This window comes from Pseudomonas sp. L5B5, assembly GCF_020520285.1.
Taxonomy (GTDB): domain Bacteria; phylum Pseudomonadota; class Gammaproteobacteria; order Pseudomonadales; family Pseudomonadaceae; genus Aquipseudomonas.
Window position 1 is genome coordinate 2,856,409 of sequence record NZ_CP084742.1, and the last position, 16,635, is coordinate 2,873,043.

General features: G+C 60.1%; 14 protein-coding genes. All 14 read right to left on the bottom strand.

Features of this window, described 5'->3' with window-relative positions; translation table 11 throughout:
• Positions 1 to 69 precede the first annotated feature (69 nt).
• The 14 genes from dnaE to pyrH all read right to left on the bottom strand — a co-directional run bounded on the left by dnaE (position 70) and on the right by pyrH (position 16,442).
• Entirely contained in the window at positions 70 to 3,594 is a 3,525-nt protein-coding gene (gene dnaE / locus LGQ10_RS13170) for a DNA polymerase III subunit alpha (RefSeq protein ID WP_058436711.1), read from the bottom strand.
• A gap of 210 nt (positions 3,595 to 3,804) precedes the next feature.
• Complete coding sequence (gene rnhB, locus LGQ10_RS13175; RefSeq protein ID WP_058436715.1) at positions 3,805 to 4,437, bottom strand: ribonuclease HII; 633 nt, start codon at positions 4,435 to 4,437, stop codon at positions 3,805 to 3,807.
• A gap of 11 nt (positions 4,438 to 4,448) precedes the next feature.
• The gene (gene lpxB, locus LGQ10_RS13180; RefSeq protein ID WP_226526136.1) at positions 4,449 to 5,582 is read right to left on the bottom strand and encodes a lipid-A-disaccharide synthase; all 1,134 of its coding nucleotides are present in this window, start codon (positions 5,580 to 5,582) and stop codon (positions 4,449 to 4,451) included.
• Positions 5,582 to 6,358, bottom strand: a complete 777-nt coding sequence (lpxA, locus tag LGQ10_RS13185) for an acyl-ACP--UDP-N-acetylglucosamine O-acyltransferase (protein WP_226525802.1) — start codon at positions 6,356 to 6,358, stop codon at positions 5,582 to 5,584. Before lpxA ends, lpxB begins: the two co-directional genes overlap by 1 nt.
• Positions 6,355 to 6,795 carry a 3-hydroxyacyl-ACP dehydratase FabZ gene (gene fabZ / locus LGQ10_RS13190; protein WP_007924058.1) on the bottom strand — a complete coding sequence of 147 codons (441 nt, stop codon included), beginning with the start codon at positions 6,793 to 6,795 and terminating at the stop codon, positions 6,355 to 6,357. The genes lpxA and fabZ overlap by 4 nt, the downstream gene beginning before the upstream one ends.
• Positions 6,796 to 6,904: 109 nt before the next feature.
• Complete coding sequence (gene lpxD, locus LGQ10_RS13195; RefSeq protein WP_058434559.1) at positions 6,905 to 7,960, bottom strand: UDP-3-O-(3-hydroxymyristoyl)glucosamine N-acyltransferase; 1,056 nt, start codon at positions 7,958 to 7,960, stop codon at positions 6,905 to 6,907.
• A gap of 3 nt (positions 7,961 to 7,963) precedes the next feature.
• Positions 7,964 to 8,467, bottom strand: a complete 504-nt coding sequence (locus LGQ10_RS13200; protein ID WP_058434560.1) for an OmpH family outer membrane protein — start codon at positions 8,465 to 8,467, stop codon at positions 7,964 to 7,966.
• A 45-nt stretch (positions 8,468 to 8,512) separates the two neighbouring features.
• Entirely contained in the window at positions 8,513 to 10,903 is a 2,391-nt protein-coding gene (bamA, locus tag LGQ10_RS13205) for an outer membrane protein assembly factor BamA (RefSeq protein ID WP_058434561.1), read from the bottom strand.
• A gap of 74 nt (positions 10,904 to 10,977) precedes the next feature.
• A complete protein-coding gene (rseP, locus tag LGQ10_RS13210; RefSeq protein WP_058434562.1) occupies positions 10,978 to 12,330 on the bottom strand; it encodes a sigma E protease regulator RseP in 1,353 nt (450 codons plus the stop codon).
• A 49-nt stretch (positions 12,331 to 12,379) separates the two neighbouring features.
• Entirely contained in the window at positions 12,380 to 13,570 is a 1,191-nt protein-coding gene (ispC, locus tag LGQ10_RS13215) for a 1-deoxy-D-xylulose-5-phosphate reductoisomerase (RefSeq protein ID WP_226525803.1), read from the bottom strand.
• On the bottom strand, positions 13,567 to 14,373 hold the full coding sequence (locus tag LGQ10_RS13220; protein ID WP_226525804.1) for a phosphatidate cytidylyltransferase: 807 nt from the start codon (positions 14,371 to 14,373) through the stop codon (positions 13,567 to 13,569). Before LGQ10_RS13220 ends, ispC begins: the two co-directional genes overlap by 4 nt.
• Complete coding sequence (gene uppS, locus LGQ10_RS13225; RefSeq protein ID WP_058434565.1) at positions 14,373 to 15,128, bottom strand: polyprenyl diphosphate synthase; 756 nt, start codon at positions 15,126 to 15,128, stop codon at positions 14,373 to 14,375. Before uppS ends, LGQ10_RS13220 begins: the two co-directional genes overlap by 1 nt.
• A 16-nt stretch (positions 15,129 to 15,144) precedes the next feature.
• Positions 15,145 to 15,702 carry a ribosome recycling factor gene (gene frr, locus LGQ10_RS13230; protein ID WP_226525805.1) on the bottom strand — a complete coding sequence of 186 codons (558 nt, stop codon included), beginning with the start codon at positions 15,700 to 15,702 and terminating at the stop codon, positions 15,145 to 15,147.
• A complete protein-coding gene (pyrH, locus tag LGQ10_RS13235; protein ID WP_007924076.1) occupies positions 15,699 to 16,442 on the bottom strand; it encodes a UMP kinase in 744 nt (247 codons plus the stop codon). The genes frr and pyrH overlap by 4 nt, the downstream gene beginning before the upstream one ends.
• Between the last annotated feature and the right edge of the window lie 193 nt (positions 16,443 to 16,635).

Below are 16,635 nucleotides of genomic sequence, written 5' to 3' on the forward strand. Positions count from 1 at the left end.
GGGACAGGCGCGATGAGGTCGATAGTAAAGATTCTGGTGACGATGGGGCGCAGTAATGGCGCATCACCCTCAACGGTATTGCAGGAAGACGTTGTCTTTCCCGAACTGGTCACGCAGGGCCTGAATCAAGCTGTCCGCCGGATCGATGCGCCAGTCCTCGCCGAACTGCAGCAGCGCCTTGGCGTCATCCCGGGTGTACTCCATGGAAATGGGGCATGCGCCACGGTGACGCTTGAACAGTTCGCCCAGCCAGCGTAGCTGATCGCCCTTCAGGGCATCGCTGTGGATTTTCAGGCGCAGGCTTTCGGCCAGGTTGGTCCGTGCATCCTCCATGCTCATTACCCGCTTGACCCGCAGGCGCAGGCCACCGGAGAAATCATCATTGCTGACTTCCCCCTCCACCACCACCATCGCGTCGGTCTGCAGCAGGGGCTGGGCAGCCATGAAAGCGTCGGCGAACAAAGAAGCCTCGATGCGCCCGGAGCGGTCGTCAAGGGTAATGAACCCCATCTTGTCGCCCTTCTTGTTCTTCATGACCCGCAGGGCAATGATCATTCCCGCTACCGTCTGGGTATCGCGTGCCGGCTTCAGGTCGATGATGCGCTGGCGGGCGAAACGACGGATCTCGCCTTCGTATTCGTCGATCGGGTGGCCAGTCAGGTACAGCCCCAGGGTGTCCTTCTCACCACGCAGGCGCTCCTTGAGGGTCAACTCGCGAGCCTTGCGGTGGTTGCCATAGACGTCGGCATCTTCCTCGACGAACAGCCCCCCGAACAGGTCGGCGTGACCGCTGTCTGCGGTCCGGGCGGTCTGTTCGGCCGCCTTGATCGCCTCCTCCAGAGCCGATAGCAACACCGCACGGTTACGGTCGATGTTGGCCTGGTAGGCCTTTATCTCGTCATGGAAGTGCGGCCCCAGGCGGTCCAGGGCACCGCTACGGATCAACGCATCGAGGGTACGCTTGTTGATGCGCTTGAGGTCCACCCGGCTGCAGAAGTCGAACAGATCCTTGAACGGACCACCTTCGGTACGGGCCTCGGCGATTGCTTCCACCGGGCCCTCGCCCACCCCCTTGATCGCACCCAGGCCGTAGACGATACGACCATCATCGTTGACCGTGAACTTGAAGTCGGAGCTGTTCACATCCGGCGCATCGAGGCGCAGCTTCATGCTGCGCACCTCCTCGATCAACACCACCACCTTGTCGGTGTTATGCATATCCGCCGACAGGACCGCAGCCATGAAAGGCGCCGGATAGTGAGTCTTGAGCCATGCCGTCTGATAGGAAACCAGACCGTAGGCTGCGGAGTGGGATTTGTTGAAGCCGTAACCCGCGAATTTTTCTACCAGGTCAAAGATGTTACCGGCAAGGTCGGCCTCGATATTGTTGGCCACACAGCCTTCGATGAAACCACCGCGCTGCTTGGCCATCTCCTCGGGCTTCTTCTTGCCCATGGCCCGGCGCAGCATGTCCGCGCCGCCGAGGGTGTAACCGGCCATCACCTGGGCAATCTGCATCACCTGTTCCTGATACAGGATGATGCCGTAGGTGGGCGCCAGTACCGGCTTGAGACCTTCGTACTGGTAATCCGCGTGGGGGTAGGCCAACTCGGCACGACCGTGCTTGCGGTTGATGAAGTCATCCACCATGCCCGACTGCAGCGGGCCAGGGCGGAACAACGCCACCAGTGCGATGAGGTCTTCCAGGCAGTCGGGCTTGAGCTTCTTGATCAGCTCCTTCATGCCACGGGATTCAAGCTGGAATACCGCCGTGGTCTCGGCCCTCTGCAACAGGTCGTAGGTCTTCTTGTCATCCAGCGGGATGAAGTCGATGTTCACATCAGGCAGGCCCAGCTTGACCTGCTCACGGTTGATGGTCTCCATCGCCCACTTGATGATGGTCAGGGTCCGCAGGCCGAGGAAGTCGAACTTGACCAGGCCCGCGGCCTCGACGTCGTCCTTGTCGAACTGGGTCACCAGGCCGCCACCTTCTTCGTCACAGGCGATCGGCGAGAAGTCGGTGAGCTTGGTCGGCGCGATCACCACACCACCGGCGTGCTTGCCGGTACCACGAGTGACCCCTTCAAGCTTGAGGGCCATGTCCCAGATCTCGCGGCCATCCTCGTCGACCTTGAGGAAGTCACGCAGCATCTCTTCCTGCTCGTAGGCTTTCTCCAGGGTCATGCCGACTTCGAAGGGGATCATCTTCGACAGCCGATCGGCCAGGCCATAGGACTTGCCCTGGACCCGCGCCACGTCACGCACCACCGCCTTGGCGGCCATGGTGCCGAAGGTGATGATCTGGCTGACCGCGTTGCGGCCATAGGCTTCGGCCACGTAGTCGATCACCCGGTCGCGCCCATCCATGCAGAAGTCGACGTCGAAGTCGGGCATGGAAACACGTTCGGGATTGAGGAAACGTTCGAACAGCAGGTCATAGGCCAGCGGATCGAGGTCGGTGATCTTCAGGACATAGGCCACCAACGAGCCCGCACCCGACCCCCGGCCCGGACCTACCGGCACGCCGTTGTTCTTGGCCCACTTGATGAAGTCCATAACGATCAGGAAGTAACCGGGGAAGCCCATCTGGATGATGATGTCCAGCTCGAACTTCAGGCGATCCAGGTAGATCTGGCGCTTCTCTTCGTAGTCGGGGGTGGTGTCCTTGGGCCAGAGCACCGCCAGGCGCTCTTCGAGGCCTTCGTGGGACACGTGGCGCAGGTAATCGTCGATGCCCATGCCATTGGGCGTGGGGAAGTCGGGGAGGAAGTACTTGCCCAACTGCACCGTGATATTGCAGCGCTTGGCAATCTCCACGGTGTTTTCCAGCGCCTCGGGCAGATCGCTGAACAGTTCCGCCATTTCCTCGGCGCTCTTGAGGTACTGCTGGTCGCTGTAGTTCTTCGAGCGGCGCGGGTCATCCAGGGCCCGGCCTTCACCGATGCATACCCGGGTCTCGTGGGCCTCGAAGTCGTCCTGCTTGATGAAACGCACGTCATTGGTCGCCACCAGCGGCGCACCGATCTTGTCGGCCAGGGCCACCGCACCGTGCAATTGCTCTTCGTCATTGGGCCGGTTGGTGCGCTGCACTTCCAGGTAGAAGCGGTCCGGAAAGACTGCCATCCATTCCAGGGCCAGGGCCTCGGCCACCTCCAGGTCGCCATCCACCAGGGCCATGCCGATCTCGCCCTCCTTGGCCGCCGAAAGCATGATCAGACCTTCGGCAGCCTGCACCACCCACTCGCGCTCGATGATGGTCAAGCCGTTGCGCTGCCCCTCGGTAAAAGCGCGGGAAATCAGCTCGGTCAGGTTGCGATAGCCCAAGGCGTTCATGGCCAGCAGGCTGATACGACTCAAGGGGCCGTCAGGATCCTTGTTCGACAACCACAGGTCGGCGCCACAGATCGGCTTGATCCCGGCGCCCATGCTGGTTTTATAGAACTTGACCAAAGAACACATGTTGCTCTGGTCGGTAACCGCCACAGCCGGCATGCCCATGCCGGCCAACGCCTTGACCAGCGGCTTGATCCGCACCAGACCGTCGACCAGGGAAAATTCAGTGTGCAGGCGCAGGTGAACGAATGAAGCCGGCATAGTGATCCTGTAAATAGCGCAAAAACAACGAGGCCCGGACGTCGGGCGATTTAAAGACTCGAACTCGGCGTTACAGCGCAGAGCAGCTGTCGCCAACGCTCGCCGGTCACGGTCGACGGCGAGTTGTCGCCATCGCCAGCCAGCTGTTGCCGTCGTTCCTGGAGCTTTAAAGCAGCCGGATTGTACCGGGCCTTGGTTAAAACATCAGCCTCAAGGCTGAACCAGGCTCAGCGCTTCACGCGCTTCATAGGCCTGGCGGACTGGAGCGAAAGAGCGCCGGTGAATTGGGGTCGGCCCAAGACGTGCCAGGGCTTCAAGGTGAACCGGAGTCGGATAACCCTTGTGGCCACCGAGGCCGTAGCCCGGATAGATCAAGTCGAAAGCGGCCATCTCGCGATCGCGACTGACTTTGGCCAGGATCGAAGCCGCAGCAATCGCCGGAACCTTGCTATCACCCTTGACCACCGCTTCGGCTGGCATCCCCAGCTTGGGGCAGCGATTGCCATCGATCATTGCCAGCTTCGGCGTCACGCTCAAGCCTTCCACCGCCCGCTGCATGGCCAGCATGGTGGCGTGAAGAATGTTCAGCTCATCGATTTCCTCGACTTCCGCCCGAGCAATGCACCAGCTCAGGGCCTTCTCGCAGATCTCGTCGAACAGTTTCTCGCGACGGGCCTCGGTCAGTTTCTTGGAGTCGTTGAGACCAAGGATCGGCCGTTTTGGGTCAAGGATTACCGCAGCAGTGACGACCGCGCCGCACAGAGGGCCGCGACCGACTTCATCAACGCCGGCCACCAGGTCCTCGGCATCGGCCACCAAGGTGAAATCCAGGCCCATCTGCATCTTGGAATTGCTCATCGGGCTTTACCTATCAGTTCAAGCACTGCTTGCGCGGCCTGGTTGGAGGCGTCACGACGCAAGGTGCGATGGATCTGGTCGAAACCGCTGGTCTGCTCTTCACCACCATGGATCAAGGGCAGCAAGGTCGCCGCCAGCGCTTCGGCAGTCGCGTCGTCCTGCAGCAACTCAGGCACCAGCAAACGCTGGGCCAGCAGGTTGGGCAGGGAAACATACGGACTCTTGACCATGCGCTTGAGAATCCAGAACGTCAGCGGCGCCAAGCGGTAGGCCACAACCATCGGCCGCTTGTAGAGCAAGGCCTCCAGCGTCGCCGTGCCCGAGGCGATCAGTACCGCATCGCAGGCCGCCAGGGCCTTGTGGGACTGGCCATCGAGCAGAGTCAGCGGCAGATCGCGCCCCGTCAGCATTTCCTCCAACTGGGTACGGCGCTGGGCATTGGCGCAAGGCAGGATGAAACGCACGCCCGGACACATGCCGCGCAGGCGCTCGGCCGCATCCAGGAACAGGCAGCCCAGACGCCCGACTTCGCCGCCACGACTGCCTGGCATCAACGCCACCAACGGCCCGTCGGGCAAGCCAAGCTCGGCGCGAGCCGCCGCCCGGTCGGCTTGCAGAGGAATGGCATCGGCCAGCGAATGGCCGACGAATTTCACCGGCACGCTCTTTTCTTCGTAGAACCTGGCTTCGAACGGAAACAGGGTCAGCATCAGGTCGCAACCTTCGCGGATTTTCAGTACCCGCTTCTGCCGCCAGGCCCATACCGAAGGGCTGACGTAGTGCACGGTCTTGATCCCGGCCTGACGCAGCTTGAGTTCGATATTAAGGGTGAAGTCCGGCGCATCGATTCCGATGAAAACGTCCGGTTTCTCGGCGATCAGGGTCTGGACCAACTTCTTGCGCCGGGCCAGCAGCTCACGCAGGCGCCCGAGGACTTCCACCAGCCCCATGACCGCCAGGCGCTCCATGGGGAAATAGGAGGTCAGGCCCTCGGCCTCCATCAACGGCCCACCGACACCCATGAATTCGACGGCTGGATGCTGGGCCTTCAGGGCTCGCATCAGACCGGCACCGAGAATGTCGCCGGAAGCTTCGCCAGCCACCAGCGCAATACGCAGAGTGTCCATGATTAGCGGGTGATGCCACGAGTCGACGACTGGATAGAATCGCGAAACAGCGCGACCTCAGGGTACTGCTCGGCCGCTTCGCTTAATTCGGCCAAGGCCTGGTCCACCGTCAACCCCTGGCGGTAAACCACTTTGTAGGCACGGCGCAGGGCATGGATCGAATCATCGCTGAAACCACGACGGCGCATGCCTTCGAAGTTCATGCTGCGGGCTTCGGCAGGGTTGCCGAACACCGTGACGAACGCCGGCACATCCTTGCCGATGGCGGTGCCCATGCCGGAAAAGCTGTGGGCGCCAATATGGCAGTACTGATGTACCAGGGTAAAACCGGAAAGAATCGCCCAGTCTTCCACATGCACATGGCCAGCCAACGCGGTGTTGTTGACCAGGATGCAGTGATTGCCGATCACGCTGTCGTGGCCGATGTGGGCATAGGCCATGATCAGGTTGTGATCGCCGAGGGTGGTTTCGGAACGATCCTGGACCGTGCCACGGTGAATGGTCACGCCTTCGCGGATCACGTTGTGGTCACCGATCACCAGGCGGGTTTCCTCGCCCTTGTACTTGAGGTCAGGCGTGTCCTCGCCGATCGACGAAAACTGGTAGATGCGGTTGTGCCGACCAATGCGGGTCGGGCCCTTGAGAATCACATGGGGCCCGATCACTGTACCCTCGCCGATTTCCACACCAGCGCCGATGATCGACCACGGGCCAACCTCAACGTCGTCGGCCAGGACGGCCGTCGGATCGATGATTGCGCGAGGGTCAATCAAACTCATAGTTTGCGTTCCGCGCAGATGATTTCAGCGGAGCATACTGGCTTGCCGTCGACCGAAGCCTGGCATTCGAACTTCCAGATCTGCCGCTTGCAGCTGATGAACTTGGCCTCGAGGATCAACTGGTCGCCCGGCAGCACCGGCTGGCGGAAGCGCAGCTTGTCGGAGCCGACGAAGTAGTAGAGGGTACCGTCGGCCGGCTTCACGTCGAGCATCTTGAAACCAAGAATGCCTGCAGCCTGGGCCATGGCCTCGATGATCAGCACGCCTGGCATGATCGGATGCGCAGGGAAGTGGCCATTGAAGAACGGCTCGTTGATGCTGACATTCTTGTAGGCACGAATGCACTTGCCCTCGACATCCAGATCCACTACCCGATCCACCAGCAGGAAAGGGTAACGGTGAGGCAGGTATTCGCGAATCTCGTTGATGTCCATCATTTCGGGAGGAAGCCTGTAGTAAAGATTGGGAGCGTACGCTCAACGCACGCTCCTCTAGCAAATCAAGGAGGCAGTCTAGCGGCTGTGCACACTTGATATGGAAATGGTATCAGCCATCTGATGAAGCATTGCCGTCGGGGGTCACGTCCCCAACGCGCTTTTCCAACTGGCGCAAACGCCGCGCGATATCATCGAGCTGGCGGATGCGGGCCGCGCTTTTGCGCCACTCGGCAGCCGGTTGCATGGCCGTACCGGAAGAATAGGCACCCGCCTCGGTAATCGAGTGGGTCACCATGGTCATCCCGGTGAGGAATACGTTGTCACAAATCTCGATATGGCCCACCAGGCCAACACCGCCAGCGAGCATGCAATGCTTGCCGATCTTGGTGCTGCCGGAAATCCCCACGCAAGCAGCCATCGCGGTGTGATCACCCACCTGGACGTTATGGGCGATCTGGATCTGGTTGTCGAGCTTCACACCGTTACCAATGATGGTGTCGGCCAACGCCCCACGATCGATTGCCGTGTTCACGCCAATCTCCACATCATCACCGATAGTCACGCCACCTACCTGGGCAATCTTGTGCCAGACGCCCTTCGAGTTGGCGAAACCGAACCCTTCCGCACCCAGCACGGCACCGGACTGGATCACCACCCGCTTGCCGATGCGCACATCGTGGTACAGGGTCACTCGTGGCGCCAACCAACCGCCCTCGCCCACGACGCTACGAGCGCCAATGACGCAATGGGCACCGACGGTCACGCCGGCTTCGACCCGGGCCTCACTTTCGACCACCACGAAGGCGCCGATACTGGCCGTCGGGTCCACCTGTGCATCAGCGGCGATCACCGCGGACGGGTGGATGCCAGCCGGGGCCTTGGGCTTGGGGTCGAAGAAATGGGACACACGGGCGTAGGCCAGGTAAGGATCAGCCACCACCAATGCATCGCCGGTATAGGTCTGGGCTTCGGCAGCCTTCAACAATACTGCGCCAGCCTGGCTATCAACCAGGTACTTGCGGTATTGCGGATTTGCCAAAAAGCTCAACTGAGATGGGCCGGCCTCCTGCAAGGTGGCCAGCCCACTGATTTGCTTCTCCGCGTCGCCACGCAAGGTGGCGCCGAGGAACTCGGCCAGCTGGCCGAGTTTCATAATTGCGGTCATGGCTTACTTCAGCTGATTCATGCGCTCGATAACCTGGCGAGTGATGTCGTACTGTGGCTTGACATCAATCACTGCGCCACGCTCGAAGACCAGGTCGAAAGCACCTTTCTTGATGACTTCTTCAACGGCGCTATCCAGCTTTGGCTTGAGTTGCTTGAGCATCTCGCGGTCAGCCACGGCCTTGGCTTCGTTCAGTTCCTTGGATTGGAACTGGAAGTCACGGGCCTTTTGCTTGAACTCGAGCTCCAGACGCTCACGCTCGCCCTGCTGCATCTTGTCGCCACCGGCGACCAGGCGGTCCTGGATGCCCTTGGCGCTGCTTTCCAGGGTCTTGAGCTTGTTCAGTTGTGGGCCGAACTTCTTCTCGGCATCCACGGCATACTTCTTCGCTGCATCCGATTCCAGCAGGGCCATCTGATAGTTCAGGACGGCGATCTTCATATCGGCAAATGCCGGGCTCGCGACCAGTACAGAGGCCAGGAGAACCAATTGAGTCAACTTACGCACGATGCACTCCTACAAAATCCATTGTCGTTGTCTTGGGCCAGAGGCTTAGAAAGTCTGGCCGAGAGAGAATTGGAACACCTGAGTTTCAGCGTCATTCGGTTTCTTGATCGGCATCGCCAGGGCGAAGCTCAATGGACCCAGAGCGGTGACCCACGTCACGCCGACACCCACCGAACTGGCCAGGTTGCTGAGACTGACATCGTTGCATTCCGGCTTCACGTTCGACGCCGCAATGGTGTTGGACGTCTTTTCACAACGAGAGCTGAAGACGTTACCGACATCCCAGAACAGGGAGGTACGCAAGGAACGCTGGTCCTTGACGAATGGCAGAGGGAACAGCAATTCCGCACCACCCTGGATCAACACGTTACCACCGAACGGCAGCGGATCCTGGTCAGGGTCGCTGGATGTGCCCACGTTACCTGTCACACCCACACCACGACTAGGCGTACTGCGCGGACCCAGGGTGCTGTCCTTGAAACCACGAACCGAGTTGAAGCCGCCGGCATAGTAGTTCTCGTAGAACGGCAGGCCCTTGGTATCGCCAAAACCGTCGCCATAACCCAGCTCGGTATGGAACCGCATGGTGTAGTTGTCAGTCAGCGGAGTGAACAACTGGCCACGGTAATCAAGCTTGAAGAACGACAGGTCGCTGCCCGGAGTCGTGGTTTCCAGCACCAGGCTTTGCGAATGACCGCGCGTCGCCAGAACACCTTTGTTCAGCGTCGATTCGGACCAGCCGGCAGAGGCCTTGAAGTTCAGGTAGCTCTTGCCCTGCTTGTTCACGAAGTCGAAGATTTCGTCGACGGTGTAGCGACCGGTCTTGATCTTGTCCTGTTGGGCGGTCAAGCCGAACGTCAGGCGCGAAGTCTCGCTGATCGGGTAACCCACGCTGACACCAGCACCCAGGCTGTCCACCGCATAGCTGGCTACATCGACATCGAGGTCCTTGTAGTCAGTGGTGCGATAGAAGGCGTTATAGCCCAGGCTCACGCCATCGGCAGTCCAGTAGGGGTCTACGTAGCCGAAGTTGTAGCGGCTCTGGTATTCGCTGCGGGTCAGGCCGATGCTGACCTTGTTGCCGGTACCCAGGAAGTTGTTCTGGGTGATCGAGCCACCGAGGATCAGGCCGGCGCTCTGGGCGAAACCGACACTGGCGGTGATCGAGCCCGAAGCCTGCTCTTCAACGGCGTAGTTGACATCGACCTGGTCATCGACACCCGGTACAGCCGGAGTCTCGACGTTGACTTCCTTGAAGAACCCCAGGCGCTCAAGACGAGTCTTGGACTGGTCGATCAGGTAGGTCGAGGCCCAGCCGCCTTCCATCTGGCGCATTTCACGGCGCAACACTTCGTCCTCGGACTTGGTGTTGCCACGGAAGTTGATGCGATTGACATAGGCACGCTTGCCCGGATCCACCACGAACGTGATGTCGACGGTGTGATCATCGTCGTGGGGCTGAGGCACGCCGTTGACGTTGGCGAAGGTGTAGCCATCGTTACCGAGGCGACGCGTGATCAGCTCGGAAGTCGTGGTCATCAGCTTGCGCGAGAACACCTGGCCTTTCTCGACCAGCAACAGGGCCTTGACCTGATCTTCAGGCACTTTCAAGTCGCCGCTGAGCTTGACGTCGCGAACGCTGTACTTCTCGCCTTCGTTGATATTGACAGTGATATAGACGTGTTTCTTGTCCGGAGTGATGGACACCTGGGTCGAAGCGATATCCATGTTGATATAACCACGATCCAGGTAGTAGGAACGCAGGCGCTCCAGGTCACCGGAAAGTTTTTCACGGGCGTACTTGTCGTCATTCTTGAAGAACGAAAGCCAGTTGGTGGTCTTGAGTTCGAACAGGCCAATCAGGTCATCATCCGGGAAGACGGTGTTGCCTACCACGTTGATGTGCTGGATCGCCGCAACCGTACCCTCGTTGATCTTCACCTTCAGCCCGACACGGTTGCGCGGCTGCGGAACCACTTCGGTCTCGACGGAAGCCGAGTAACGGCCCTGCGCGACATATTGGCGCTGCAGCTCGTTACGCACCCCTTCAAGGGTCGCTCGCTGGAAGATTTCGCCTTCGGCCAGACCGGACTGCTTCAGACCTTTCATCAGGTCGTCAGTGGAGATCGCCTTGTTGCCTTCGATCTCGATGCTGGCAACCGACGGCCGCTCGACCACCGTGATGACCAGGACGTTGCCATCGCGGCCGAGCTGGATGTCTTGAAAGAAACCGGTTTTGAACAGCGCACGAGTGGATTCCACCAGGCGACGGTCGTCCGCCTGCTCGCCGACGTTCAACGGCAAGGCACCAAAGACGCTACCCGCGGAAACGCGCTGGAGGCCGTTGACACGGATATCGGAGATAGTGAAGGACTCGGCGTGAACTTCGGCGATCATCAATACGGAGAGAACCGCAGTTAGCAGCAGACGTTTCATGAAGTCCTTTCTTATTCCAACTGGCAATAAACAAACTGCCGCAAAATGCGGCAGATTCGCAATTCAGCGAAGCGTTACAGACGACCCAGATCGTTGACCAGAGCAAGCAGCATGACTCCGACCACCAAGCTGATACCGATCTGTATCCCCCAACCTTGCACCCGATCCGACAAGGGGCGACCACGCACCCACTCGATCAGATAAAACAACAAATGCCCCCCATCCAACACCGGAATGGGCAACAAATTCAGAACGCCCAGGCTAATACTCAGATAAGCAAGGAAATTCAAGAAATCGGCAATGCCCGACTGGGCAGAAGCGCCCGCCACTTTAGCAATGGTTATCGGTCCGCTCAAGTTTTTTACCGAGAGCTCGCCGAACAACATTTTCTTCAGCGATTCGAGGGTCAGGACGCTCATGGTCCAAGTGCGCCGGGCGCCTTCGCCTATCGCCTCCAGCGGGCCATACCTGACTTCACGGAGCATCTGCGGCGGCCAATCGACAGCCTTGACTCCCGCCCCCAGATAACCACTCGGCGCCTTGCTTTCGCCTCGGCTCGCCAGGGTCACGGGAACATCGATCCGAGCACCGTCGCGCTCGACCCGCAGTACGATCGTGGCCGCGGGGCGTACGCGTACCCAGTCGACCACCTGCTGCCAATCATTGACCGCCTGGCCATCCAGGGCCAGCAGGTGGTCGCCGGTCTTCAGGCCCGCCGCCTGAGCCGGGCCTTTCGGATCGAGCTCAGCCAGTACCGGCGGCAGGGCAGGACGCCAGGGGCGAATGCCCAGGGAGCGGATCGGATCAGGCTCGTCGGCCCCCTTGAGCCACTTGTCCAGAATCAGCTGGCGCGGTGAATCCACCGTGGCGCCCTGCTCTCGGACCTGCACCTGCACGGTGCCGCTCTCACCCAGACGGCGTACCAGTTGAAGGTTCACCGCAGCCCAGCCGGAGGTCGGCTCGCCATCGATGGAAATGATTTCCTGACCAGAGTTCAAGCCAGCCTTGTCAGCGATGCTGCCGGCTTCTACCTCACCGATGACCGGGCGCACCTGCTGGCTGCCCAGCATCGCCAGCCCCCAGAAAAAAACCAGGGCCAGGAGGAAGTTGGCAACCGGGCCCGCCGCAACAATGGCAATACGCTGACGAACAGACTTGCGATTGAAGGATTGATCGAGCTCTTCAGGCGCTACTTCACCTTCACGCTCATCGAGCATCTTCACGTAGCCGCCCAGCGGAATGGCGGCGATCACGAACTCGGTGCCTCGACGATCGTGCCAGCGCACCAGGGGCATTCCGAAGCCCACGGAAAAGCGCAGCACCTTGACGCCACAACGGCGCGCGACCCAGAAATGACCGAATTCATGGAAGGTGACCAGCACTCCCAGGGCTACCAGGGTGCCGACAATCATATAGAGCGCGCTCATCTGCTTTCTCCGCAATCCTATTCGTCGTCACTCACGCGGGTCGCGAATTCTATCGCCCGTTACGCTGCAACCATTGGTTTGCCAGGTTTCGGGCCTGAGTATCCGCCGCAAATACGGCATCCAGCTCGTTGACCGCAACCACAGGCTCACGACACAAAACTTCGTCGATGATACTAGGGATCTCCAGGTAGCGGATGCGCCGTTCGAGAAATGCCGAAACCGCCACTTCATTCGCTGCATTCAACATCGCCGGGGCACTGTCACCCGCCTCCGCCGCCTGGCGAGCCAGCCGCAAGCATGGGAACCGCTGCTCATCGGGCGCCTGGAAGTCCAGGCGAGCGATGGCAAACAGGTCCAATGGCGCCACACCGGAATCTATCCGCTCAGGCCAGGCCAGGGCGTTGGCGATAGGCGTGCGCATGTCGGGATTTCCCAGTTGCGCCAGTACCGAACCGTCAACGTAGTCCACCAGCGAGTGGATCACACTTTGCGGATGCACGACCACCTCGACCTGGGCAGGCTTGGCATCGAACAACCAGCATGCCTCTATCAGTTCCAGGCCCTTGTTCATCATGCTCGCCGAATCCACCGAGATCTTGCGACCCATGGACCAGTTCGGATGAGCGCAGGCCTGTTCCGGCGTGACATGCTCCAACTCAGCCAGAGGCGTCTGCCGGAACGGGCCACCCGAAGCGGTCAGCAGAATCCTGCGTACCCCAACCTGGCTCAGACCCCGGGAAAAATCACCCGGCATGCACTGGAATATCGCGTTGTGCTCGCTGTCGATAGGCAGCAACACCGAGCCGCTACTGCCCACCGCCTGCATGAACAGGGCGCCGGACATCACCAGCGCTTCCTTGTTGGCCAGCAGGATCTTCTTGCCGGCATGCACCGCTGCCAGGGTGGGGCGCAGGCCCGCAGCACCGACAATCGCCGCCATCACCGCATCGACCTCGGGAGCCGACGCGACCTCGCATAGACCCTGCTCCCCTACCAGCACCCGTGTCGGCAACCCGGCAGCTTGCAGGTCTTCCTGCAGACGCCTGGCGGCAACCTCCTGCGGCACGACGGCAAAGCGCGGGACATGGCGTACACACAGGGCCAACAGCTCGGCCAGACGACTGAAACCTGTGAGTGCGAACACCTTATAACGATCCGGATGCCGAGCGATGACATCCAACGTGCTCAGGCCAATGGAGCCAGTAGCCCCCAGGACCGTGATCTGCTGCACGCCACTCACGGTGCAGCCATCCACAGCAGCACCGCAAATACCGGGATCGCGGCAGTCAGGCTGTCAATTCGATCGAGAACACCACCATGACCAGGCAGCAGGTTGCTGCTGTCCTTGATGCCGGCCTGACGCTTGAACATGCTTTCGGTCAGGTCGCCAACCACCGAGATGAAAACCACGATGGCCGCACCCAGCAGCCCCATGACCAACTGGCCGAAGCTCCAGTCGCGCACCAGCCCTACCACCGCGGTAATCACCAGGCTCAATGCCAGGCCGCCATACACGCCTTCCCAGCTCTTGCCTGGACTGACCTGAGGCGCCAGCTTGCGCTTGCCAAAAGCCCTGCCAGAAAAGTAGGCACCGATATCCGCGCCCCAGACCAGCACCATCACCGCCATGATCAACCAGTTGCCCAGCGGCAGCTGCTTGATGAATACCAGGCCCTGCCAGGCCGGCAGCAGGATCAAAAGGCCAATCAGCAGCTTGGGCGCGGCCCCGGACCACTGCTCATGGGTACGGGGATAGGTGAGCACCAGGAATGTCGCCAGCGCCCACCACAGCATCGCCGCCCCCAGGACCCAGGGGGCGACACCTGGAACCAGGTGCATCAGGAACAACAGCGCCGCCACGACCAACGCATAAGCGATCCGTGCCGGCTGCGCGCTGAAACCTGCCAGGCGAGCCCACTCCCAACCACCCAGGACAACCACCAGGCCGATGAACAGGGCGAAACTCGATCCCTCGAGCAGGAAAAACCCGCACAAGGCAATCGGCAACAGGATCAGCGCAGTAATGATTCGTTGTTTGAGCATTAAACCCGGGCTCCAGCCTCGACCTGCTCGCTCGTCTTACCGAAGCGCCGCTGGCGAGATGCGTAATCGGCCAGCGCATGGCGCATGGCATCGTGTTTGAAGTCCGGCCAGAACAGGTCGGAGAAATACAGCTCGGCATAAGCCAGCTGCCACAACAGGAAATTGCTGATGCGGTGCTCGCCCCCCGTACGAATGCACAGGTCCGGCAACGGCAGGTCGCCCGTCGCCAGGCAGGTCTGCAACAGGTCCGGCGTGATGTCTTCGGGCCGCAAGTGCCCGGCCTGCACTTCTCGCGCCAGGCGCTGGGCAGCCTGAGCGATATCCCACTGGCCGCCGTAGTTGGCGGCGATCTGCAGGATGAAACGATCACTGCCAGCGGTAATGGCTTCCGCTTCACGCATCGCCGCCTGCAACTCGGGATGGAAGCGCGAACGGTCGCCAATGATCCGCAGGCTGATGTTGTTGTCATTGAGGCGCTTTGCCTCACGACGCAGCGCCTTGAAGAACAGGTCCATCAAAGCGCTGACCTCATCAGCCGGGCGCTGCCAGTTTTCACTGGAAAAGGCAAACAGGGTCAGAACTTCAACCTTGGCCTCGGCACACACTTCAATGACGGCACGCACCGCATCAACACCCGCCTTATGCCCGGCGACACCCGGCAAAAAGCGTTTTTTTGCCCAACGGTTGTTCCCGTCCATGATGATCGCGACATGACGCGGAACCGAAGACGGCACAGGCTGTTTGATCTTTTCCATGAAAACGTCCTGATCCTTATACGGCCATCAGGTCCTTTTCTTTTTCCTCGGTCGCCTTGGCAATCTGACCTTCGAACTCCTTGATCAGCTTGTCGATTTCGGCACCACCACGGCGCTCTTCATCTTCGCTGATGGCTTTGTCCTTGCTCAGCTTCTTCAACTCGCCCAGAGCGTCGCGACGAATATTGCGCACCGCAACCCGTGCATCCTCTGCCGCGGCACGCGCCTGCTTGGTAAAGCCCTTGCGGGTTTCCTCGGTCAGCGGGGCCATCTTGATCAGCAGCAGCTCACCCAGGTTGGTCGGGTTGAGGTTCAGGCCGGCACTGCCAATGGCCTTGTCGATTGCCCCCAGCATATTGCGCTCGAATGGCACGACCTGCAGGGTCTGGGAGTCCTTTACCGTCACGTTGGCGACGCCGCTCAACGGAGTATCGGTACCGTAGTAAGGCACCATCACGCTACCCAGAATGCTGGGGTGCGCCTTGCCAGTACGGATCTGGCCGAATGCATGGGCCAGGGACTCCAGGCTCTTCTTCATGCGTTCCTGAGCGTCTTTCTTGATTTCGTTGATCATTGTTCGCCTTCCTCGATCAGGGTTCCTTCAGCGCCACCATGCACGATGTTCAGCAGGGCGCCGGGCTTGTTCATGTTAAATACCCGCAGCGGCATCTTGTGGTCGCGGCACAGGCAGATAGCCGTCAGGTCCATCACCCCCAGCTTGCGATCCAGCACTTCATCGTAAGTCAGATGATCGAACTTCTCGGCATGCGGGTCCTTGAACGGATCTGCAGTGTAAACACCATCGACCTTGGTCGCCTTGAGAACGACGTCAGCGTCGATCTCGATCGCCCGCAGGCACGCTGCGGAGTCGGTGGTGAAGAACGGGTTACCGGTACCGGCCGCGAAGATCACCACTTCCTTGGAGTTCAGGTGGCGCATGGCCTTGCGGCGGTCATAGTGATCGGTCACGCCGACCATGGAAATAGCCGACATCACGATGGCCGAGATATTGGCACGTTCCAGCGCGTCACGCATGGCCAGGCCATTCATCACCGTGGCCAGCATGCCCATGTGGTCACCTGTGACCCGATCCATCCCGGCCGCGCTCAACGCAGCACCACGGAACAGGTTGCCGCCACCGATCACCAGGCCTACCTGGACACCGATACCGACCAATTGGCCGACTTCCAGCGCCATGCGATCCAGCACCTTGGGATCGATCCCGAACTCTTCCGAGCCCATCAGGGCCTCGCCGCTAAGCTTGAGTAGAATGCGTTTATAGCGAGCTTGATAACCACTGCCCTGCTGAGCCATTGCGAATCTCTCCTGCGGCGTATTTTAAAAATTCTCTGCGAGCTGTTTTCAGCTTGCGTTCACTCTAGCTTGACGCTGTCACAGCGCCATCAGAACACGACTTTGTAAGCAGGTTCCGAAGCAGGCAACTAAAGTGCCCTGCCCATTTGAAAAGAGGCTGCGCGCGTGAGCGGGCAGCCTCTTTCGGGCGACA